The organism is Salinimonas chungwhensis DSM 16280 (assembly GCF_000378185.1).
GTDB classification, from domain to species: domain Bacteria; phylum Pseudomonadota; class Gammaproteobacteria; order Enterobacterales; family Alteromonadaceae; genus Alteromonas; species Alteromonas chungwhensis.
The window spans coordinates 253,959-276,442 of sequence record NZ_KB899377.1 but is presented as its reverse complement, the minus strand read 5'-3'; the positions used below and the strand labels follow the sequence as shown (position 1 = coordinate 276,442).

20 protein-coding genes are annotated in these 22,484 nt (G+C 48.9%); 10 read left to right on the top strand and 10 right to left on the bottom strand.

Annotated elements, in window-relative coordinates:
- Positions 1 to 46 precede the first annotated feature (46 nt).
- From glmS to glmU, 4 genes are all read right to left on the bottom strand, one after another.
- A complete protein-coding gene (glmS, locus tag F458_RS0105520; RefSeq protein ID WP_018982391.1) occupies positions 47 to 1,876 on the bottom strand; it encodes a glutamine--fructose-6-phosphate transaminase (isomerizing) in 1,830 nt (609 codons plus the stop codon).
- Between the two features lie 3 nt (positions 1,877 to 1,879).
- Positions 1,880 to 2,695 carry a DeoR/GlpR family DNA-binding transcription regulator gene (locus tag F458_RS0105515; protein WP_018982390.1) on the bottom strand — a complete coding sequence of 272 codons (816 nt, stop codon included), beginning with the start codon at positions 2,693 to 2,695 and terminating at the stop codon, positions 1,880 to 1,882.
- A gap of 72 nt (positions 2,696 to 2,767) precedes the next feature.
- The gene (locus F458_RS0105510) at positions 2,768 to 3,796 is read right to left on the bottom strand and encodes a Gfo/Idh/MocA family oxidoreductase (RefSeq protein ID WP_018982389.1); all 1,029 of its coding nucleotides are present in this window, start codon (positions 3,794 to 3,796) and stop codon (positions 2,768 to 2,770) included.
- 93 nt (positions 3,797 to 3,889) lie between these two features.
- Positions 3,890 to 5,251 (bottom strand): bifunctional UDP-N-acetylglucosamine diphosphorylase/glucosamine-1-phosphate N-acetyltransferase GlmU, encoded by a 1,362-nt coding sequence (glmU, locus tag F458_RS0105505; protein WP_018982388.1) that lies wholly within the window; start codon positions 5,249 to 5,251, stop codon positions 3,890 to 3,892.
- 193 nt (positions 5,252 to 5,444) lie between these two features.
- On the opposite strand from glmU, the gene F458_RS0105500 reads away from it, so the two are divergent.
- A complete protein-coding gene (locus tag F458_RS0105500; protein ID WP_040610137.1) occupies positions 5,445 to 6,866 on the top strand; it encodes a sensor domain-containing diguanylate cyclase in 1,422 nt (473 codons plus the stop codon).
- 2 nt (positions 6,867 to 6,868) lie between these two features.
- Here F458_RS0105500 and F458_RS0105495 read toward each other — a convergent pair whose 3' ends face one another.
- Genes F458_RS0105495 through F458_RS19090 form a run of 3 tightly spaced genes read right to left on the bottom strand, consistent with a single transcriptional unit; the run spans position 6,869 to position 9,645 of the window.
- On the bottom strand, positions 6,869 to 7,759 hold the full coding sequence (locus F458_RS0105495; protein WP_018982386.1) for a DMT family transporter: 891 nt from the start codon (positions 7,757 to 7,759) through the stop codon (positions 6,869 to 6,871).
- The gene (locus F458_RS0105490) at positions 7,750 to 8,211 is read right to left on the bottom strand and encodes a methylated-DNA--[protein]-cysteine S-methyltransferase (RefSeq protein WP_018982385.1); all 462 of its coding nucleotides are present in this window, start codon (positions 8,209 to 8,211) and stop codon (positions 7,750 to 7,752) included. Before F458_RS0105490 ends, F458_RS0105495 begins: the two co-directional genes overlap by 10 nt.
- A 6-nt stretch (positions 8,212 to 8,217) precedes the next feature.
- A complete protein-coding gene (locus tag F458_RS19090) occupies positions 8,218 to 9,645 on the bottom strand; it encodes a DNA-3-methyladenine glycosylase 2 family protein (RefSeq protein ID WP_018982384.1) in 1,428 nt (475 codons plus the stop codon).
- Positions 9,646 to 9,781: 136 nt separating this feature from the next.
- On the opposite strand from F458_RS19090, the gene F458_RS0105480 reads away from it, so the two are divergent.
- The gene (locus F458_RS0105480; RefSeq protein ID WP_083928589.1) at positions 9,782 to 10,972 is read left to right on the top strand and encodes a serine hydrolase domain-containing protein; all 1,191 of its coding nucleotides are present in this window, start codon (positions 9,782 to 9,784) and stop codon (positions 10,970 to 10,972) included.
- A 25-nt stretch (positions 10,973 to 10,997) separates the two neighbouring features.
- Here F458_RS0105480 and speA read toward each other — a convergent pair whose 3' ends face one another.
- Complete coding sequence (gene speA, locus F458_RS0105475; RefSeq protein ID WP_018982382.1) at positions 10,998 to 12,917, bottom strand: biosynthetic arginine decarboxylase; 1,920 nt, start codon at positions 12,915 to 12,917, stop codon at positions 10,998 to 11,000.
- A 327-nt stretch (positions 12,918 to 13,244) separates the two neighbouring features.
- Here speA and F458_RS0105470 point away from each other — a divergent pair, with 327 nt between their 5' ends.
- From F458_RS0105470 to F458_RS20050, 8 genes are all read left to right on the top strand, one after another.
- Positions 13,245 to 13,745, top strand: coding sequence for a (2Fe-2S)-binding protein (locus F458_RS0105470; RefSeq protein WP_018982381.1), 501 nt, complete (start codon positions 13,245 to 13,247; stop codon positions 13,743 to 13,745).
- A complete protein-coding gene (locus tag F458_RS0105465; RefSeq protein ID WP_018982380.1) occupies positions 13,742 to 14,764 on the top strand; it encodes an FAD binding domain-containing protein in 1,023 nt (340 codons plus the stop codon). The genes F458_RS0105470 and F458_RS0105465 overlap by 4 nt, the downstream gene beginning before the upstream one ends.
- Entirely contained in the window at positions 14,754 to 16,976 is a 2,223-nt protein-coding gene (locus tag F458_RS0105460) for a xanthine dehydrogenase family protein molybdopterin-binding subunit (protein ID WP_018982379.1), read from the top strand. The genes F458_RS0105465 and F458_RS0105460 overlap by 11 nt, the downstream gene beginning before the upstream one ends.
- 204 nt (positions 16,977 to 17,180) lie before the next feature.
- Positions 17,181 to 18,056: an STAS domain-containing protein gene (locus F458_RS0105455; protein WP_018982378.1), complete on the top strand. Its 876-nt coding sequence runs from the start codon at positions 17,181 to 17,183 to the stop codon at positions 18,054 to 18,056.
- Between the two features lies 1 nt (position 18,057).
- On the top strand, positions 18,058 to 18,417 hold the full coding sequence (locus F458_RS0105450; RefSeq protein WP_018982377.1) for an STAS domain-containing protein: 360 nt from the start codon (positions 18,058 to 18,060) through the stop codon (positions 18,415 to 18,417).
- Between the two features lie 57 nt (positions 18,418 to 18,474).
- Complete coding sequence (locus tag F458_RS0105445; protein WP_232362638.1) at positions 18,475 to 18,831, top strand: anti-sigma regulatory factor; 357 nt, start codon at positions 18,475 to 18,477, stop codon at positions 18,829 to 18,831.
- Complete coding sequence (locus F458_RS0105440) at positions 18,831 to 19,841, top strand: ATP-binding protein (protein ID WP_018982375.1); 1,011 nt, start codon at positions 18,831 to 18,833, stop codon at positions 19,839 to 19,841. The genes F458_RS0105445 and F458_RS0105440 overlap by 1 nt, the downstream gene beginning before the upstream one ends.
- Positions 19,813 to 21,114: an ATP-binding protein gene (locus F458_RS20050; protein ID WP_169334827.1), complete on the top strand. Its 1,302-nt coding sequence runs from the start codon at positions 19,813 to 19,815 to the stop codon at positions 21,112 to 21,114. Before F458_RS0105440 ends, F458_RS20050 begins: the two co-directional genes overlap by 29 nt.
- A 259-nt stretch (positions 21,115 to 21,373) precedes the next feature.
- On the opposite strand, the gene ppiC is transcribed toward F458_RS20050, so the two are convergent.
- Entirely contained in the window at positions 21,374 to 21,649 is a 276-nt protein-coding gene (ppiC, locus tag F458_RS0105430) for a peptidylprolyl isomerase PpiC (RefSeq protein WP_026294521.1), read from the bottom strand.
- Positions 21,650 to 21,758: 109 nt separating this feature from the next.
- Positions 21,759 to 22,397, bottom strand: a complete 639-nt coding sequence (locus tag F458_RS0105425) for a S41 family peptidase (protein WP_156824174.1) — start codon at positions 22,395 to 22,397, stop codon at positions 21,759 to 21,761.
- Between the last annotated feature and the right edge of the window lie 87 nt (positions 22,398 to 22,484).

The window sequence follows — 22,484 nt, the reverse complement described above, 5'->3', positions numbered from 1 at the left end:
AACAAGTCATGTTGCTTCATTAACACCGTCAGGGTTTATGTATCAACTATTCCACTGTAACTGATTTTGCCAGATTACGCGGCTGGTCAACGTCGGTTCCTTTGATCAGAGCGACATAATAGGACAGCAGTTGCAGAGGCAGGGTATAGATAATCGGCGCAATGGACGGTTCGCAGTGAGGCACATTGATGACCCGCATGGACTCGTCGCCTTTAAAGTTGGCATCTTTATCGGCAAACACGTACATAATACCGCCTCGGGCGCGGACTTCCTCAACATTGGATTTTAACTTTTCCAGTAATTCATTGTTGGGTGCCACGACGATGACCGGCATTTCATCATCAATCAACGCCAGCGGACCATGTTTAAGCTCACCAGAGGCATAGGCTTCGGCGTGAATATAGGAAATCTCTTTGAGTTTCAGCGCCCCTTCCATGGCGATAGGATATTGATCACCACGACCTAAGAACAGGCTGTGATTTTTATCAGCAAACTCCTCAGCTAAGTCTTCGATCCCCTCGCTGATGGTCAGCGTTTCTTCCAGCTTCGCCGGCAGACTATGCAGGCCACTCACAATTTGTTCCTTGTCCTGACTGGTCATACCGTTGTGCTCACCGATAGCCAGGGTTAGCATCAAAAAGGCCGTAAGCTGGGTGGTAAAGGCCTTGGTGGAGGCTACCCCGATTTCGGCACCGGCTTTGGTCATAAACGCCATGTCTGATTCGCGGACCAGTGACGAGCCGGGTACGTTACAAATGGTTAGGCTGGCCATATAGCCCAAATCCTTGGCCAGACGAAGTGCCGCCAGCGTATCCGCGGTTTCACCTGACTGAGAGATGGTAACCAACAGACTGTTTTCATGCACTACTGATTTGCGGTACCTGAATTCAGACGCGATTTCGATACCGCAGGATACATTAGCATACTGCTCAAGCCAGTAGCGTGCTGTCATGCCGGCATGATAGCTGGTGCCGCAGGCGATAATTTGTACATGCTTAACTTTGGCCAGTATATCGACGGCCTGCTCGCCAAAGATATTGGTCATCAGTCCGTGCTCGTCCAGGCGGTCCTTGAGCGTATTGCGAACCACAGTAGGCTGCTCATGAATTTCTTTCAGCATATAGTGGCGATAGCCGGCTTTATCGCCCGCGTCATGCTCGATATTGGACTCAATAACTTCACGCTCGACCGGTTCGCCGTTACTGTCAAAAATCAATACTTCACGACGGGTTACCTGCGCCACATCACCTTCTTCTAGGAAGATAAAACGGCGGGTCACTGGCAGTAATGCCATTTGATCAGAAGCAATAAAGTTTTCACCTAAACCAAGACCAATGACCAGCGGGCTACCAGAACGTGCCACTACCATTTTTGAAGGGTCTTCGCGGTCCATGATTACGGTACCATAAGCACCATGAAACTGGGCGACGGAATTCTGCACGGCCTTGAGTAAATCCGCGCCCTTTTCTAGCTCAGCATGAACAGTATGGGCAATGGTTTCGGTATCTGTGTCGCTGGTAAATGTATAGCCCTGCGCACTGAGCTTTTCACGTAAATCGATGTAGTTTTCAATAATACCGTTATGCACCACAGCGATACGTTCCCGTGAAGTGTGAGGGTGCGCGTTGCTTTCCGTTACGCCGCCATGGGTAGCCCAGCGGGTATGAGCAATACCGGTCGTGCCCGGCGCGCCCTCTTCGGCTACTGCATCGGCCAGCGCCTGCACTTTGCCAGTGCGGCGGATGCGATTGAGATCGCCGTTATCAAGCAGGGCCACACCTGCTGAATCATAACCACGGTATTCCAGACGTTTGAGTCCTTCAAGAAGGATCTCTACTACATTACGTTCGGCGACAGCGCCTACAATTCCACACATATCCTACTCTCCATCCAGCGCTGCGGTAATGACCGTCACACCCTGCTTTTCAATTGTTTGTTTAATCTGTAAGTCAATATCATCGTCGGTTACCAGATAAGCAATTTGCTGCCACGGTAACTCCAGGTTTGGCATCTTATGAGAAAACTTGCCTGACTCTGCCATGATAACGACATTTTTGGCGGTGCTGGCCATCGTTTCGGTCAGCCCGGTTAATTCATTAAATGTTGTTGTGCCACGGGATACGTCCAGCCCTGATGCACCAATAAATGCAAAATCAAAGCTGTAGGCCCGTGTCATCTGTTCAGCCATATGTCCCTGAAACGATTGTGATTGTGCATCCCAGGTACCGCCTGTCATCAATACTGTCGGCTCGCTATCCATTGCGGTCAGTGTTGCGGCAACGTGCAGTGAATTCGTCATCACCACTAACCGTGACCGTGTGCTCAAATGTTCAAGCATACAGGCCGTGGTGCTGCCGCAATCGATAATCATCCGGGTATTGTCGCTCACCAACTGTGCAGCGGCATGGCCTATGGCACGCTTGATGTGCGACAGTGTGCCGGGCTGGCCAGCCTGTTCAGTATGGCGGGATAAATCAGACTCTCCTGCTGCATTGCCTGTATTACCCGGCATGGGCGCAGCCCCACCAAACTGACGTACCAGCAAACCTTTATCGGCAAGGATCGTTAGATCTTTGCGAATGGTCACCTCCGACGTCCCAAATGCTGTCGCCAGCGTTTCCACCTGAACCTGGCCTTCCCGGTTTATCCTTTCAACAATTGCCTGGCGGCGGGTATCAGTATTGCGTCGCTGCATAAATGAAACTTTAAATTACAAAACGAAAGCAATTAGAACGAATAATGTTACGAATTGCAATATATTTTGGTTTCATTTTATTATTTCCACGCGCCGTTTGTCGCGATGACTTTGCCACGCCTGTTCCATCACTTGTATGACAGGAACAACTGAGTCTGCGCTACATGGCGAGGCATCACCCGTCGTCAGGCTGGTGACCAGTTGTCGGTAAAATTCGCGATAGTCGCCCCGCACAGTAGTAACTGGTGTGCTACCACTTTCGCAGTGAAGCATTCCGTAACTTTCCTCATCTTCTTGCCCCCACTGCGCTGAAGTCAGGCTGACCCCATCTCTTAATAACTGCTCTTGTGGATCCAGGCCATATTTACGGTAACTACCTTTGTCTCCCTGAACGTCAAAGCGTAATGTCTTGCCTGCCTGAAAGGCTGAGCTACCTACTGCCACCTGTTTATCCGGATAGAACAACGTTACGTCAAAACAGTCATCGCTCTGCCCGTTTGGACGTAACGTCTGAATATTGGCCTGCACTGCCTCTGGCATACCAAACAACTGAATACTCTGGTCGATAAGGTGTGGTCCCAGATCCCAGAAAATACCGGCCCCCGGCCCGGCGTTTTCCCGCCAGCGATCCCGCGGCACAGGCCGGAAACGGTCAAAACGGCTCACCATACGCCGCACAGTTCCCAGCTGTTGCTCACTCAGCAGACGTTGTACGGTTAAAAAGTCACCATCAAACCGCCGGTTATGAAATACATGCAAGGAGGTTTTGCTAAGTCGGGCCTGTGCCACCAGGGCTGTGGCGTCTGCCAGGGAAAGTGTAAACGGCTTTTCAACCAGAACATGGCTGCCCGCGGTGAGACACTGACTGACTTGATCTGCATGTAAATGGTTCGGGGTGGTAATGATACACAAATCAGGTGCTGCGTGACTCAGACCATCAGCCAAATTACTGTACACCGGGATGTCTGGTAAAACAGAAGCAACTGCATCAGGCCGTGAAGACACCACGCCGCTTACCGCAAGCTGGTCATTATAGTTAAGAAAGGGAAGGTGAAATGTTTTCGCCGAAAAGCCAAAACCTACCAGAAGTGTAGAAAGCATGGACAGTTCCTTTTCTGCCGGAGGTGACAGAAGTGTTGAACAGGTGGGTGGCACCGGTGTCATGCAAAACCACGGTGCCACTAATGTATTCGTTTACTTTTTCTGCGGCCGTGGCCAGTTGGCAATATTGCGCTGACGACCACGTGCCACTGCAAGGGCATCATTATCAACATCACCGGTGATGGTGCTGCCGGCACCCACGGTAGCGCCATCGCCAATTTCAACCGGCGCAACCAGTGATGAATTAGATCCAACAAACGCATTGGTGCCGATAACCGTTTTCGACTTATTCACACCATCGTAATTACAGGTAATGGTACCCGCACCGATGTTTGCCCGGGCGCCGACAACAGCGTCCCCCAGATAAGTCAGGTGATTCGCCTTCGCCCCTTCACCCAGCACCGTTTTTTTCATTTCCACAAAGTTGCCGACTTTGGCGCCTTTATGCATAACGGCGCCCGGGCGTAATCGTGCATAAGGGCCAACGGTACAGGCACTGTCCACCTGAGCCTGTTCAATCATACTATTGGCTTCGATGGTGACATCGTCGCCAATCTTACAGTCTTTTAGCAGACAATTTGGCCCGATTACCACGTTATTACCCAGTTCAACAGTGCCTTCAAAAACGGCGTTAACATCAATAAAGACATCCTGTCCGGTCGTCACTTTACCACGAATATCCACCCGCGCCGGATCGGCCAGCGTCGCACCACCATGCATCAGCGCACTGGCTTGCCATTTCTGCAACGCCCGCTCTAGCTTTGCCAGGTGTTCCCGGTTATTCACACCTTCGACTTCGATAACTTCATCGGGCTGCGCCGCCTGAATTTTTTTGCCTTCTGCTGCGGCCATGGCAATCACATCAGTCAGATAATATTCGCCCTGAGCGTTATCGTTACTTAAATTGCCCAGCCAACGTTTTAAATCAGCACCGTTCATCATCATCATACCGGTGTTAATTTCTTTTATCCGGTGTTGCTCTTCAGTCGCATCCTTGTGCTCTACAATGGCTGTGATATTGCCATCGCTGCCTCGCACAATGCGTCCCATACCGGTAGGATCATCTAAATCCACGGTCAATAGCGCCAGATCGCATGCTGCCTTTACCGCTACCAGTCGTTGTAATGTTTGTTGGGTAATTAAGGGGGCATCGCCTACCAGGATAAGGACATCTTCGTCATCTTTTACATGGTCAGCCGCCTGCTGTACCGCATGTCCGGTTCCCAGTTGCTCTGACTGCAAACACCAGTTGAGGTTGTCTGCGCTAACAGTGCTTTGCAACTGATCACCACCATGACCGTAGACCAGATGCACAGCGCTCGCCTGCATGCTTTCAACAGTATTGATAATCCGCTGCACCATTGGGACGCCACCCACCTTGTGCAACACCTTGGGCAACGAGGATTTCATTCGGGTTCCTTTACCCGCGGCAAGTACTACAACAGAAAACGCCATGCAAATTCCTTAAACTTCTTGTGCAATAAAGTATTCGACTTAGTGTAACCAAGCCAGACGCGATAGTCAGCGTTTGAATACGGTCATGTCCGGTTTTTGTTTAATCACAGGTATGGCTAGTCGTACATATGTTACGCAGGTATACTCGTTTTTCGTATTTTTTGGTCTGTTTGCAAGGGAGTGGTTGCCAGCTGTGAAAGCCTTCAGGACGTTGCACCGTAGTATTTTGTTGCTTTTTCTGGTGGTGACTGTTGCCATCGTCACGCTGGTGCATTTCAGTATAACCTCTATCGTCGCTGAGCAAAGCCGTGCTCAGCAGCAATCCATGTCTCCAGCGTTTGCCCTGATTACTGAAGAGTTGCTTAAACCACTGCATACCGCACAGGCACTTGGACAATCAAGAGAGCTGGTTGCGCTGATGGACCGTCCAACGCTGGACCGGGAAGAAGCATTTAACATGCTTGAAAGGCTGGAACAGGAATTTGATCTCACCTTCTTTGTGGCCAGTGAAAACGAACGTATTCAATATATGTCTGATGGCCAGATTGTGGATTTGGTAGAAGGCGAGGTGAACTGGTATTTCAAATATAAAGCCATGCCGCAAAGCGCGGTTGCCGACATAGGCAAGTGGGAAGATGCGCACTTTTATATCGATATAAAAGTATTTAATGAAGACAACGAATTCCTTGGTTTCTTCGGGGTAGGGAAAAGTCTCACCAGCTTTTTACAGATATTCAGCAGCTATAAGCAGCAGTATGGTTATGATTTTCTGTTTGTGGACGACAAGGGCGATATCATGTTGTCATCTGATCCTCGATTAATGGCCAGATACTCCCGCTTTACCAATATGTCCGAGCTATCCTGGTTTTCCAGCTTACCCGAGGAAGTGCAAAATTCTCAGGCGCTCAATAACCGGCTGATTACCATTGATGAAAGTGAGTATCTGATTGCCGAAGTAGACCTGAACCAGTTTGGCTGGACAGTTTTTCTGCTTAGCCCGCTGGACAAACGCCAGACGGCCATTTCTCAGGGCTTCATTGTAAGTGTAATAACCTTGCTGGTGGTCATCTTCGCACTGTTCTTAATGGTGTATCATCTGCTTTATTACTTCAGAAAAGATTTGCATAAAGATGTCGTTCTTCCCAGTCGCACCCGCCTGCCCGATCGCACACAGGTACAGGACGATTATCGCAAACTAATCCGCGCTTATCATTCTGTCAGCATCATTCTGGTGGATATTGATCATTTCTCTGTTATTAACGATACCTACGGGCGCAATATTGGTGACCAGGTTTACCACCACGTCATGACATTCTTACAGGACAGCTTGCGCAGCAAAGATGTTATCGGGCGCTGGAGCAGTGAGGAATTTATCTTATTGTTGCCAGAAACCGGCCCCCATGAAGCCTATGAAATCGCTGAATCTCTGCGCGCGGATATCAGTCAGCTACGCCCGGTAGAACGGTCGTTACAAATCAAACTAACAGCCTCGTTCGGCGTATCGTATACGGCCATTGAACGAACCATGTCGGAAGTTACAGACTGTGCCGAAGATGCACTGTACCAGGCCAGGCGCGACGGGTGTAATCAGGTCAGCATGCAGCTTATCAGCTAAATTTACTTAGCCGGCGCAAAGCCTCGCCGGCTGAACAGGCGCGTAATACCCGTGGTCATTCCCACTCCGGCCATAATGCATGCGCCTCCTACCAGTGTCTGACCGGATACGGTTTCGTTGAGCAAGACCAGGCCCCACACAATACCAAACAGCGGTACCAGATAAGCTACTGTGATGGCTTTAGAAGGCCCCACTGCGGCGATGAGGTGGAAGTAAAGAATGTAGGCAATACCGGTGCCAGCTACAGCCAGTGCCACCGCATTTGTCCAGGCATGGGGTGAGGGAGAGGTATCCGGCCAGTGCATTAGCGCCAGTGGTAGCAACAGCACCGACGCCACTGCCTGACTGCCGGTCGCCACGGCCAAGGGCTTAGCACCGGTTAAAAACCGTTTCATCATGCAGGCGGCGATACCGTAGCAGCAGGTTGCCAGGCAAGCCGCCAGGATAGGCAGCACGCTGAGTTCCCCACCACCGATTTTTTGTTCGCTGATGATTGTCACACCCACAAATCCCAAGCCTAGGCCCGTTACTGCAAGTTTTGATAACCGCTCGTGCAGCCAGACAAATGCCACCATTGCGCCAAACATAGGTGCTGTAGCATTAAGAATAGCATTAACCCCGGCTTCAAGATGCAAACTGGCAAAGTTGAACAGTGCAAAAGGAATAGCGGTATTAATGGCGCCGATAGCAAAAATCGGCCAGAAAAAACGGCGCATGTCGGCCATCTCCTTACGCCACAATACTACCGGCAATAATACAAGTGTGGCCAGACAGGTTCTCACCTCCACTAACGCAAAAATGCCAAACTCCGGAGCGGCCACCCGCATGAACATAAATGAGGCCCCCCATATTGCGCCCAGCAGTACCAGAGCCATCCCCTCTTTTAATGGCATATATCGTTAATTCCTTCCAGTTCCAGTAAAAATTGTTTGCGCCACAGCCCCCCAGCATAGCCAGTCAGACGCTTATTGGCACCCACAATGCGATGACAGGGGACAATAATTGCGACGGGATTGCGGCCATTGGCAGCGCCGACCGCACGCATTGCAGAGGGGTTATTAAGTTGCGCAGCAATATCTTTATAGCTGCGGGTTTCGCCGTAGGGAACGCTGACTAACGCTTGCCACACCTGTTGCTGGAATGCCGTACCCGCAGCATCCAGCGGCACGGAAAAGCGCACTGTATGGCCTGCCAGATACCGGATTAACTCGTTACAGGCCAGCCGGGTATGTGCATTGGGACTATCCTGTTCCTGGGGGGTATCAAATACCACCTGTGTCAGTCCTTTATGACTACTTTTTACAATCAAAGGCCCGCACGGCGTAGACAATGTCTGCTGATACATGAATCGTTACCTCGCTGTGCTTTTGTTGTGTTTTTTTTCCTGCGCTTGCCGAGCTCGCTGTTCCAGCGCTATTTGCCACAGCTGTAGCGTCAGATAGCTGCGCCAGGGGGCAGCGAGATCAGGTTGTACTGCCTCGGTTTTAGCCACATTGCGAACAATAAGGTCACTGTGTAAATAAATGTCACAGGCATTGTAGCCACGCAGTTGGATATAGTCACACGTCCAGGGACCGATACCTTTTAGTGCCAGCAGCGTATCTGTATCCGGCGGCTGGGCGTGCCTGGTAAATGCCTCAGCCAACGTGGCCAGGGTGCGTTGTCGTGAGGCAGGCATTTTTAAAAAATCCACTGGCTGAGCAACTACCTCCTGCGGGCTGGGAAACACCGGTCCAAAGCAATTACTGCCACCAATCAGCTGATCCATTCGATTGATATAACCGGTTGCAGCCTTTAACGAGATTTGCTGGCCTACCACCGCTCTGCTGGCCGCTTCAAAGACATCCCAGGTACCTGGAAAACGTAAGCCCCGGGTAAGCTTTTGCTTACTAATACCGGCAGCGAGTAAGGCCCGATGAATTGTTTCCGGATGGGCATTGGTATCAAGCATACGCGCCAGATTTGCCATGACCGGCTGAATGAACTGCAAGTCAGTAATGTTCAGCGAGACCTCAAAACCACACCGCTTTTCACAAAATTCAGCCTTAAGGTAGCCTTCGCTGTCTTGCCAGTTGAAGGCCCGGGCATAACCGTTTTGAAAGACCTTTTCGACCCGTTCCAATTGATGCGCTGCGATAAAGTCGCGCACCTGTGGCCAGTTATAGGGCGCATGACAGGGCAAAAACAGCACCACCGGTGCTGTTCCGTTGTGATTAGGGGGCTGGCTTTTAAGCATTGTCGGGGTGACTCTCCAATATTTTTGCATTAGATCCTGCAGCCGACGTGCCGAATGCAAACCGCATGCGGCTGCAACATCAATAATTCGCAGCGAGGTTTGAGTAAGAAGCTGTCTGGCAAACCATAACTGGCTGTAAATCTGTAATTGTTTAGGACTTATCCCCAGATGCGTTCGCGTTAGCTGATACAAGTAACGCTCACTGACACCTAACTTTGCTGCCACTTCATACACCGGCCTGACAGGCAATTGCGTCAATAACCGCCGGGCGCGTTCCACCGTAGTGGTAACTCCCCGCCAGGCTGGTGATTCCGGCGCACTGTCAGGCCGACAACGTCGACAGGGCCGAAATCCGTCCTGCAATGCCTGCGTCGCAAAATGATAATATCTGACATTTTTCTCCAGCGGCAGCCGGGCCGGACACACCGGTCGACAAAAAATCCCCGTGCTGGTAACCGCCACATAAAATAGGCCATCAAAGCGCGGATCCCGGCTTTGCCGGGCCTGTCTGAATGCATCATGATAAGGGTGCGCAGATGCCATAATGGGTCACCAGTGTTTGCATTCTTACAGTGTAACCTGATAAAACTATCTGGTGCGATGAAATCGGAAGCGACCACCTGCTAACCGGCGGTTGATTCTCTGCCTACCGGACCGCATAATACTTCGCCATTGATGTATGAAGCAGCCAGACTATGCTGCAACTAATGAATTATCGGAGCTTTTTTTGCAGAAATTGCGCTGTTGCATATCTCGTTTTTGCTGGCTCGTCCTAGTGTCAGGGCTTGCAATCATCAGCACCAGCGCACAGGCAACCGAGCGATGGGTGGATGAATACGCCCGCTATGTTAAACAGCAGGCTGACAGATTAAATATTCCCGGCTATGCCTTTGTTTATTATGAACAGGGCAAACCACCGCAGGTTTATACATATGGCAAAACATGGCGTAGTGGTGAACCGGTCAATAAAGATACCGTTTTCAGGCTGGCTTCAGTATCCAAATCATTCACCGGGTTACTGTTAGCCAAGCTGGTGCAACGAGATGTTCTGCGCTGGGATATGGGCATAGACACTCTGGTTGGGGACATTCCATTTGCTAAAAAAGGCATGGATCAGCTGCAGCTGAGGCATATAAGTGGCCAGTCTAGCGGCTTTATGCCTAACGCCTATGACAATCTCATCGAAGCCGATTACCCGCTCAATAAAGTGCTTAGCTATCTGGCAAAACTGGAACCTATTTGTGCCCCCGGTGAGTGTTACACCTATCAGAATGCCTTGTTTGGCGCGATTGAATATTATCTGGTTAGTCAGAATACGTCTTATCACCGCCAGATTCAGGAGCAACTTTTTTCGCCGCTGGGTATGAAGACGGCCAGCGCCGGCAAAGGTGCCCTACTTAATTCAGAGCGTTGGGCCCGCCCTCATATCGCCATTGCCCGCAACAAATGGCGCCGGGGAGTTGTGGAGAGTAACTATTATCGGTTTACCCCTGCCGCCGGGGTTAATGCAAGTATTAATGATATGACCATTTATCTGCAGGCATTATTGGGGGAATTTCCTACTGTGGTGCCTGAGGAACTGGTGGACTATATTACCGAACCCCGTGTTCGTACTACCCGGGAAATCTACCGCCGTGGATGGCGAGGTCATTTGAAAGATGCGCATTACGGTTTAGGCTGGCGGGTATATGATTTTGATGGCCACACACTTAATTATCATGGCGGCTGGGTGAAGGGGTATCGCGCGGATGTGTCTTTTGACCCGGATGCGAAAGCCGGTTACGTCATGTTGATGAACGCTGAATCAAACCTGATCAATTCGACCACTGCAGAGTTCTGGAAACGATTTTATAGCCAGGCCGATAAATAGTTTCCGGCCTGGCAACTGTACTTTTTTATTTTGATTCTGTCTTAAGGTAAGTGTACCCGCTTAAGCAATTTTCGTAAAAATCTGTCCAGCGGACACCTTCTCTGGGCCGGATTTTGCCAGCCGAGACCTGTTTATCGATAAGCTTTTTCACATCGTAAGCCATCGCCCGCGGATTATATTGCATAATGTTCAGTACATCCTGTACCGATGAGCCTTTTACAACTTCTTCGATATAAAAGTCCTGAGGGTCGTCATCATGACTATAAATGTGCACTTCGTTCAGTCGGCCAAACAGATTGTGCATATCGCCCATCACATCCTGATAGGCGCCGGTTAGAAACAAGCCGGCATAATAATTTTCACCTTCTTTGAGCGGATGCATCGGCAGGATGTCGGTGATTTCACGGCCCACGCTAAACTGATCCAGCTTGCCATCGCTATCGCAGGTGATATCGACCAGCGTACAGTTTACACTCGGCTTTTCATTCATACGGGTTAATGGAACCACAGGCAGAAGTTGATCAATGGCCCAGGTATCAGCCGCTGACTGAAACACCGAAAAATTGCACAAATATTGTGAGGATAAACTATAGTCAAGCTCCTGAAGCTCTTCTGGCACATAGTCTTGATTGGAATACCATCCACGCAGGCGCGCCATAATACGCCAGTAAATGGTTTCAATTTTGCCCAGCTCTTCTAAGTTGAGTACCCTGAACTTGAATGCATCCAGCGCCTGTTCTTTATATTGTGATGCATCGTTGAACACTTCCTGCATCGAGGTTTGCTCGTCAAAATAATCTTCCAATTCACGAATATTTTTGACCAATACATGCTCGTTAGCCGCTGGCGCAGTATCGACTTCAGCACTGTTCGAGCGAATTTCCCCAACAATTTCTGTAATAACACAGCTGTGATGGGCGGTAATCGCTCGCCCACTTTCACTGACCAGATGAGGATGAGGCACTTGCTCTAAGTCGCACACTTCCTTCATGCCATAAACCACATCCGCCACATACTCATGCAACGTGTAATTGCGAGAGGATTCATTGGTAGACGCACTGCCGTCATAATCAATGCCCAGGCCGCCACCGACATCGACATAGTCCAGCGCAAAGCCCATTTTATGCAGGTCAGCATAAATACGGGCACCTTCGCTAATGGCCTCTTTAACCGCCCTGATATCGGTAAGCTGGCTACCGATATGAAAGTGCAGTAACTTCAGGCAATGGCCCATATCGTTTTCCTGCAGATAGCGGGCTGTCTTAATAATTTCGGCAATTGTCAGCCCAAATTTGGCCCGCTCGCCGCCGGAGCCTTCCCATTTACCCCGGCCTTTAACAGTCATTTTTGACCTGACACCAATGATTGGGTCGATGTCGAGCTCTTTGGCAATCTTCACTAACAATAAAAGCTCGGTATACTTTTCGACCACCACTACCATCTTGCGGCCGAGCTTGCGGCCCAACAATGCAAGACGCATGCATTCTTCGTCTTTATAGCCGTTCAGAATGGTCAGGGATTCTTCGTTACTGTTGAGCGCCAGTGCGGTAATAAGCTCAGCTTTTGAACCGGCTTCCAGGCCAAAATTATAAGGGGCGCCGGCGTCGACAATCTCTTCAACCACTTCACGCATCTGATTGACCTTTACCGGGTAGACGCCCTGGTACTGGCCCTGAAACTCTGCTTCGGCGATCACATCCCGAAATGTCGTGTTCAAACTGGTCACTTGCGAGCGCAATACGTCATGAAAGCGCACCACTACAGGGAATTGTACGCCCTCATCGCGAATTTCATCTATAAGAGCCTGAAAATCTATACGGATACTCTTATCCGCTGGAACCGGTGTAACGTGTACGTTGCCGTTTTCGCCAACTTCAAAATATCCGCCACCCCAGCGCGATACGCCATACAATTTTTCAGCTTCTTCGATGCTCCACTCAGACAATGGTGTCTTCTCCACTTTGTTTGGCCAGCTTAAGCTTGTTGCTTATCAGTAGCCGGTATCAATCTTTATTTATGAACGGGTATTATAATCAAGCACACCAGCGACGCTATGAAATTTCTGTTATTCACGCAAATTCTTATGGTCTTGCCTAGCGTACCTAACGGCTATTGTGATTTTTACCCAGACTCACCGATACAGTTCACTCTTCATGTCTGACTTTGCTAATTAAGTAAACCAAGCTAAACCATTGCCTCTGTACCACGTATGAGAATTACACCATGTTAATGTGCTTTTCCTGCACTTATCTTCAGCCAAAGGACCGACAAGATGGCGACAATTACTATTAATGGTCAGGAATATCCACTACCTGACGACCCCCGCACGACACTATTGGATTTTTTACACCAGCATCTTAAGCTATTTGGCGCCAAAAAAGGTTGTGACCACGGTCAGTGTGGCGCCTGCACAGTGGTTGTTGATAACGAACGTATGAACGCATGCCTGTTGCTGGCATTTCAGCTGGAGGGTAAATCGGTAACTACCATAGAAGGTATTGCCAGCGAGGAAGAATTACATCCGTTGCAGAAGGCATTTGTAAAGTGTGATGCCTTTCAGTGTGGCTTTTGCACCAGCGGTCAGATTTGCTCGGGCGTGTCCATGATGAATGAGTTGCAGGAAAACAACCCCAGTACCGTTTGGTTTGAACCAAACTATAGCGAGCAGGAAGATATTAAAGAGCGGATGAGCGGCAATCTTTGCCGGTGTGGTGCTTATGCCAATATCATTGATGCAGTGAATATTGTGCGTCAGGACAAGGAGGTATCATGAGACCATTTTCCGTGAATTCACTTACTGATGGTAAGCAACTGGCAGATATTGGCACTTTTGAAAGCAGCCGCTTTTTAGCGGGAGGCACCAATCTGGTGGATTTGATGAAACACCAGATTGAAACACCACAGCATATTATCGACCTGAGTCGCTGGGACAGCGCCAATAATATTGATGAAACTGACGATTATTACCAGATTGGCGCCATGGTGAGTAACACCGATCTGGCAAACTTTGCCTACCAGCGAAAGGACTTAAGTGTGCTGAGTCAGGCACTGCTATCTGGTGCGACTGTGCAACTTCGTAACCGTGCCACCACCGGCGGTAATTTACTCCAGCGGACTCGGTGTTACTACTTTTACGACACCAACCAACCGTGCAATAAAAGAGAGCCTGGCTCTGGCTGTGCTGCTTTGGACGGTTTTAATCGTATTCATGCTGTGCTCGGCACTTCTGAGCATTGTATCGCTTCTCATCCTTCTGATATGGCGGTGGCGATGACCGCGTTGGATGCACAGGTAAAAACCATCAATACCAAAGGCGATACCCGCAGTATTCCAGTCAGAGAGCTGTATCAGTTGCCCGGCGACACGCCGCATATTGAAACGGTATTGGCTGAGGATGAACTCATCGTCGCCGTAAAGATTCCGAAAAAGAAGCGCGGCACACAAACGTATCGCAAGGTACGAGACCGGTCGTCCTACGCCTTTGCGCTGGTCTCTGTTGCATGTGATCTAACCCTCAAAGATGGCGTTATTGCTGATATCAGTCTTGCATTTGGCGGCGTGGGCACACAGCCCTGGCACGCTGCAAGCGCCGAAGACTTTATGCGCAACAAGACCGCCTCCAGTAGTTTGTATGAACAGGCCGTTGACCTTGAGCTAAACCCAGCGCGTGGCGCTGGCGGCAATGACTTTAAAATTCCGCTGATTAAGCGCACTGCCGCATTTGTTATTCAACAGGCTGTAGAACACCAGATGGCCAACCCCGGTCACCAAGGAGCCATTCATGCCCGCTAGTCAATATGATCAAGTAACAAAAATAGGCGATGCCACTGACCGCATCGACGGTCCGTTAAAAGTCCAGGGCAAGGCCCGGTATGCCGGGGAATTTGAATTTGACGCGCCAACGCTGGTCGGTGTTTATGTTGGCGCAGCCCGCTCTGGGGGCACACTTACTAAGGTAAATACTGATAAGGCAGAGTCACAGCCTGGTGTTAAAGCAGTCCTGACCTATCATAATGCGCCTGAACAACGCCCGTTTGCTGAACCTGAAGATGCGATGCGATTTGGTCAAAGCCGCGCAGTGTTGCAGGATACCAAAATTCGTTATGCTGGCTTTCCCGTCGCATTGGTTGTTGCAGAAACCCTTGAACAGGCCCGCTACGCTGCTAGCTTGATCACCCATACGGTAGAAAGTGACGGGCCTGAGCTATTGGAGAATGCCGACGAGGCACAGGTAACACCGGCATCCTTAGATGGCGGCTTTGAACCAGATGCAACATGCGGCAATATTGAACAGGCGCTGAATAACACCACGCGGCTGGATATGACTTATCACACGCCAAATCAGATCTCGGCAGCGATGGAGCCCCACACCACCATCGCCTATTATGATGGTGATATTTTACATGTGCATACCAGTGTGCAAATTCTGGCCAGTGCCGTTACCTGCCTGGCAAACACGCTGAAATTACCAGAAGATAAAATTCGGATAAAAAGCCTTTTTGTTGGCGGGGGGTTCGGGTCGAAGCTGGGCTTGCATAACGATGCGGTGTTAGCGTGCCTGGGGGCGATTCACCTTAAGCAGCCAGTTAAAGTTGCATTACATCGCCGGCAGGTTTTTCACAGTGCGCCTCACCGTGGCTTCAGCATTCAGAAAATCTCCCTTAGCGCTGACAATGCTGGTCATATTAATGGTATTTCGCATCACAGTGCCATGCCGATGGCGCAGGATTATGCATTTGCCGAGGCCACCGGCGCGGTCGCAAGGATTACCTATAAAGCTGACGCGATAGAAAGTCGTCACCGGGTTAAAGTAGTGGACAGCCCCATGATTGATTCTGTGCGGGCCCCCGGCGATGCTATTGGCTCATTGGCATTTGAGTCTGCTATTGATGAATTGGCCTTGCATTGCAAAATAGATCCCGTGGAATTTCGGCTGAATAATATAGCACCGGCCCACCCAATCACTGGCAAACCGTTTTCAACTCATCATCTGGCAGAGTGCCTGAAAAAGGGTGCAGAAGAGTTTGGCTGGGCTAACAGGACAAAAAATGACAACGGGCCTGTGAAAACGGGCTACGGTGTTGCGTTAGCTATGCGCATGAACATGATTGTGCCCAGTGCGGCAAAAGTCACGCTAGATAGTGACGGGCAAATTGCAGTATTTACCGACATGACTGATATTGGTACTGGGACCTATACGATATTAAGTCAGGTGGTATCTGACTTTTTCAATACGCCCGCCAATGCGATTACCATCAACCTGGGAGATAGCACATCGCCCGCCTCATGTGGCTCAGGCGGTTCATTTGGTGCGTCCAGCAGCGCCACCTCTGTACGCAACGCTTGCGAGAAACTGTCTCGTCAGCTATGTGAGAAAATGGGGCTGGCAAGAGGCTCCCATCAGGTTGCAGTCCATGATGGCAAAGTAATCGCAGGCGAAGGCGATACCCAGCAAGTCTGCACCTTGAGTGACTTGTTCAAAGACAGCGGCGTCAGCGAACTGGAAGGGCATGGCGAGGTGGAACCCGGTGAGAGTCATGATGAGTATGAGCAGTATTCCTGTGGCGCTCATTTTGCTGAAGTGACGGTGGACACCATAACCGGTGAAGTACGTATAAAACGTCAACACGGGGTATTTTCAGCAGGGCAAATCCTTAACCATAAAACAGCCACCTCGCAACTGCAGGGTGGAATGGTGTGGGGCGCAAGTTATGCATTGCTAGAAGATTTGCAGCGGGATAAGCACCATGGTGGTTTTGTAAACTGCGATTTAGCCGAATATCACTTTGCGGTGAACCGTGACATTGGTGATATTAAAGTTACCTTTATCGAGGAACCGGACTACAAAGCCTGCAAACTGGGTAGTAAAGGAATCGGTGAATTGGGTATCACCGGTGCCGGCGCGGCAATTGCCAATGCAATCAGCGATGCGGTTGGTATCAGGGTTCGGGAATTCCCTATTACACCGGACAAAGTTGTAAATGCATTAACTAAACAATCCTAAAATAGTAAAAGGAAAGAACAAAGCGCAAGACATTGCGCTTTGTTCAGCACCTAACTGCTCAATGCTATGTATGATTAAACCACTGAAATAACATCGGTTTGCACAAATTATATTCTTCATCTTGAGTTGCTTTGGATAATTTGTATTATTTATAGGTAAATATACCTATAATGCAAAAATTTAGCAGCCTGACGGATTTGTGTTATGCCTGAAACAATAGACAAAGTACTCCATCTTATTCTCGAGAAACACCAGGAACAACTGCTGGAGAAGTGGGTCGCATCACAACTTCACTCTGGTGAATTTCGTTCCGACCTCGTTCGGGAAGACGAGCTACGCGAACAATGTGCTTCTTTCGTCGCGCTTTTTGTAAAATGTTTTTCACAAAAACCCGATACGGATGTGACCGACGATGTCTGGGCGCCAATGGCGGCATTGCTAACCGACATCGCTAAGCGCCGTACAAATCAAGGTTTCACGCCCTCTGAAACCGCGACTTTTGTCTTCTCGCTGAAACGCCCTCTTTTTCATCTTATTAAAGAACAAAGTCAAACAGATGCGCAAGTTACAGAACGGTTGTGGGAAATTTCATTGGTGCTGGATAAGCTAGGTTTATTTACCACCGAAGTCTACCTGGCAACCCGTGAAGACGTTATTGCCCGTCAGCGAGAAGAGATGTTTGAGCTGTCCTGCCCGGTGGTTCAGTTGTGGGAAGGCGTACTGGGCCTGCCGATCATTGGCACACTGGATTCCAAACGAACACAGGTTGTGATGGAGTCGTTGCTGGAAAGCTTGTCTTCTACTCAGTCCGACATTGCTATTATTGATATTACCGGTGTACCCGTGGTCGATACGCTAACGGCACAACATCTTATCCGTACTGTTAGCGCAGCACAGTTAATGGGCGCGCGGTGTATTATATCCGGTATACGACCGCAAATTGCGCAGACAATGGTACATTTGGGAGTATCTCTGGGTGATGTGGTAACTAAATCAACCATGGCCGCAGCAATAAAGTATGCCTTTGAATTTCAGGGCCTGGAAGTAAATGCAAAAGACAATAAATACATAGGACGGTAGGTTGGATAGAATACCTATTTTACATGTTGGTGCGCTATTACTGGTTACTATTCAGGTTGATATGCATGACCAACTAGCAACAAATCTTCAGGAAGATCTTACTTTAAGAGTAAGTGAAACCCATGCAAAAGGTGTTTTGATAGATATCTCTGCCTTAGATATTGTTGACTCTTATATTGCGCGGGTGGTGGGAAATATTGCGCAAATGTCCCGAATTTTAGATGCACATACGGTGCTAGTGGGGATGCGCCCACCGGTAGCGATGACGCTGGTAGAAATGGGAGTTTCCCTTGACGGTGTGAGTACAGCGCTGAATGTTGATAAAGGCATTTTGTTACTTAATAAAAAAATAGATGATTAATAACAGATGCTTGGTGCTGAGTATGTTTGTATCAAGACCGAAGATGACCTTTTGCTAGTGCGAAATTGCGTACGCCAACTGGCCGCGTCTTTAGGCTTCGGTGTGTTAGATGCAACAAGGGTTATGACCGCGGCAGTAGAGTTAGGACGAAACACACTTATCCACGGTGAGGGCGGCCATATGCAGGCAGCCATAATTATGCAGCGAAACACCAAAGGTATTCGCCTAGATTTTGAAGACACGGGGCCGGGCATACCAGATATTGACCTCGCACTGACCGATGGTTATACCTCAAAAAATGGTATGGGTTTGGGCTTAGGTGGTGCGAAACGATTAGTGAATGAGCTTACTATAGTCCCCCTCGCCCCCCGCGGTGTACGCGTTAGGGCTATCAGTTGGCTGGACAGAAATTAGTGAAAAATGCTTATAAAAAAATACCGGTCTCAGATGATTCCTCCGTCGGCCATGTCAGACGGACGGCCGTGGCGTTGGGTAAGTCGGTGGGGTTAACCTGTGATGCATTGGGTCGCCTGTCCATAGCTGTGACTGAAGCAAGCACTAATATCCTTCAGCATGCTGGTGTTGGTGAAGTTCTTATTAGCGCCTGGGAAGATAGCAATAATGCCTGCATTGCGTTTTTTGCTATTGATAAAGGCCTAGGTATGCGTAATGTCGCTAAATGCCTGCAAGATGGTTATTCAACTGGCGGTTCCAGGGGAGTTGGGTTAGGCGCCATTGATAGGCTTTCTGATTTTTTTGATATTTACGCTATGCCCGACAAGGGTTGTATCATTTATGCAACATTTTCCAACCAGCTATCGTCTTCACCTGAAGTCTCTGCGGTGAATGGTATCAGCGTGGCAAAACCAGGGGAGCGCTCGTGTGGCGATGCCTGGGACTGTATTGAGCGGAAACAAAATCTGGCCAGACTGATATTGGTTGATGGTTTGGGCCACGGTGAACAAGCTGCCCGTTCCGCTGAGCAAATCATTTGTAATCTCAACTCTGTGTCGGCATCGTTAAAAGATTCGATATTACATGCCCACCACTCGGTCAATGGACTTCGCGGTGGCGTAGTGGCTATGGCGCAAATTGATGTAGCCGCAGGCAGTCTTACATTCTGTGGCGTGGGCAATCTTTCAGGCACCGTGTGGGAAAGAGACAAAAAAGTCACAGGATTAGTATCACATGATGGTACGCTGGGTGAGTCAGTGCACACGTTACGCGAATATATGTATCCGTTTTCCTCTCAAAGTATCCTGATATTGCATACCGATGGCCTCAAGTCTGACTGGGATTTATCAGACTACCCGGGAATTACAATGAAATCGTCTTCTCTTATTGCCGCTATTCTGTATCGCGATTTTGCTCATGGACGCGATGATGCCGGCGTCCTTGTCTACAAACCTTTGGAAGATTGTTGAAGACACGATGGATGTAACGCTGACAAAAGTAAGAGTAATGAAGGAAGCCGATGTTGTATTTTTGAGGCAACGGGCGTCGCATATTTGTGAGCTGTTGGGCATTGAAGGACTAAAACAGACGCGTTTTGCTACTGCTATTTCTGAAGTAGGTCGCAGTATGTTTGTTAATACTGTTAAAGGAATGGCGAGTTTTGCTGTTATCACTGACCAACCTGCCAGTATACGGGTAACAGTGCGCGGAGAAGGCGGAGAAGTGAGCAAGTTACAACATCACGCAAACATCCCCTCCTCAGAGCGCTACTTTGGTGGATGTGGCCGATTGGTTGATACATTCACTATATCAGGGAGTGCCGATGCCATTGAGGTTTCGCTGGTTTGCCACCTCAACCCGGGTCAAGTGGTCACGCAGGAAAATATACAAGAGATTGCAGGCGAGCTACAAAAAGTAAGTCCTCCAAATCAGATAGATATTATTCGTCAGCAGAATAATGAACTTATACAAGCACTGCAAAAGCTAAAAGAGCAACAAGCTGAGTTACAAGTCTCCGAAGAAAAAGAACGCGAAGCCAGAACCGTGGCCGAAAATGCTGTCCACGCCCGTGATGCAATGCTTAGCGTGGTTTCGCATGACTTACGAAATCCGTTAAATACCATTTCACTTAGCACAGAGCTTCTGCAAAATATGCCTGCTACTCAGATCGATGACCAGCAAGCGCGTCTTATTAATACTATTGTCCGATCGGTAAAAACAATGGATCGGCTTATTTGCGACCTTTTTGATCTGGGAAGTATTCAAGCCGGGCAACTTACTGTGGAAATCGCCTCTGATAGCCTGACTGAGATTTTGCTCGAAAGTAAGGAGCAAATGAGCCCCATTGCAAAACAAGCAGGATTAACACTTTCCTATAATTTCCCGGGCAATCTTTTTGTTTTTTGTGACCGCCCACGGTTTTTGCAAATACTCTCCAACCTTATCGGTAACGCGATTAAATTCACCTCTCAAGGTGGTCAAATTGACGTCAAGGTGACGCAGGAAGAAAGCAACATTTGTATCGCTGTCGCTGATACTGGTCAGGGTATCGCTGATGAGCAAATCCCCTTTATCTTTGATAAATTCAGACAAGCTGGAACAATGCGAAAAGCAGGAATGGGGTTAGGTTTAAGTATTGCCAAAGGCTTAGTTGAAGCACAAAATGGAAAAATCTGGGTACATAGTAAGTTTGGAGAGGGTACTGTTTTTTATTTTACTCTACCGGTTTGCAAATCGTCGTAGTCCAATGCCTTCCCGCGAGTATAGAACTACACATTTAAAATAGAGTTCGGGGGCGATACATGTTGCCTTTCCCCATCGGCGTGGTCTGCAAGCAGTACATTTTCGATTTAAAAACCTGGCTCTAAACCCACCTAAAATTCGCAGAAGCCGCTCGCTGATTGTAAGTTGGCAGTAAACACTTTACACGTTCATCAGTGTAATATTCCATTGTAATCCGCAGTGCCGATAAACAGGTTTTTAAGGCCATCAGCGAATCTGACTAGCTACGGTAAAGAGTTTTGATCAGGTGATAGCCAAACTTTGTTTTGACCGGACCATGTACTTTGAGCAGCTCTTTTTTAAAAACCACATCGTCAAACGGTTTTACCATCTGACCACGACGAAATTCACCCAAATTTCCGCCGCGCTTACCAGAAGGACATGTTGAATGTCGTTCAGCCAGCGCGGCGAAGTTTTTACCTTTCTTAAGCTGCTCGAGAATAGCAAGCGCCTCTTTTTCAGTTTTAACCAGAATATGTAATGCTGCGGCTTTCATACATCTCACCGAATAATCAAAAAGGCTATTATAGCGCATCCTGGCTGGCTGAGGCATAGGCGATTAACGTCGGTAAGGCGCGCTGTACAAATGCCTCAGCGAGGCAAGATTATTTTGTGTTGGCAAGCTGATGCGCCACATCCAGAGCATCAACGCGCTCTGCCGTGATGTCGGGCGTCAAACCGATTTTCTCCCAGTTGGCTCCGGTTACCGCCAGAACTGGCTTAGACAACGAAATTCGAAACACCAGCCGGTCGGTGATCTTGCGTACGCCTACGTAAAATCCTGCCCCGGCAGTCTGCTCGCCTACCAGCGTTGCCTTGCCACGGGCCTGAAGCACCCCGGCAAATAACTCTGACGCACTGGCTGTTTGCCTGCTAGTAAGGATCCATACCGGATAGTGCTCACGGAATCGGTGGTGGGCGGGAGTATTAAGAGCCTTTACGGTATGGAACTTTTTTGTCTCTCGCGTAATCACCGACCACAGGGCAGTGTCCGTCTCAATAAAATAGCTAAGCATATGTTGCGCAAGATAGGGCGAACCGCCTACTGTGTCACGCATGTCGATGATAAGCCCGTCACTGTTTTGTAGAAACAAAAAAGCATTGTCTGCCACCCTTATTGCATCATCAGCAGAGTGAAATTTATTAAACTTCAGGTAGCCTATATTTCCATAGAGGTAACTTACCGTTTCAAATGCACGGTTATAGGTTAGCCGGCCAGGTAACTCCTTTAATATGTGCGTCATCGACTCATCGGCGTTTTTCACCAATAAACTTAAGTGCAAGTCATTGGCAAACCGCCTGAAGTCATTCCCTACAACCTGGGAAAATTT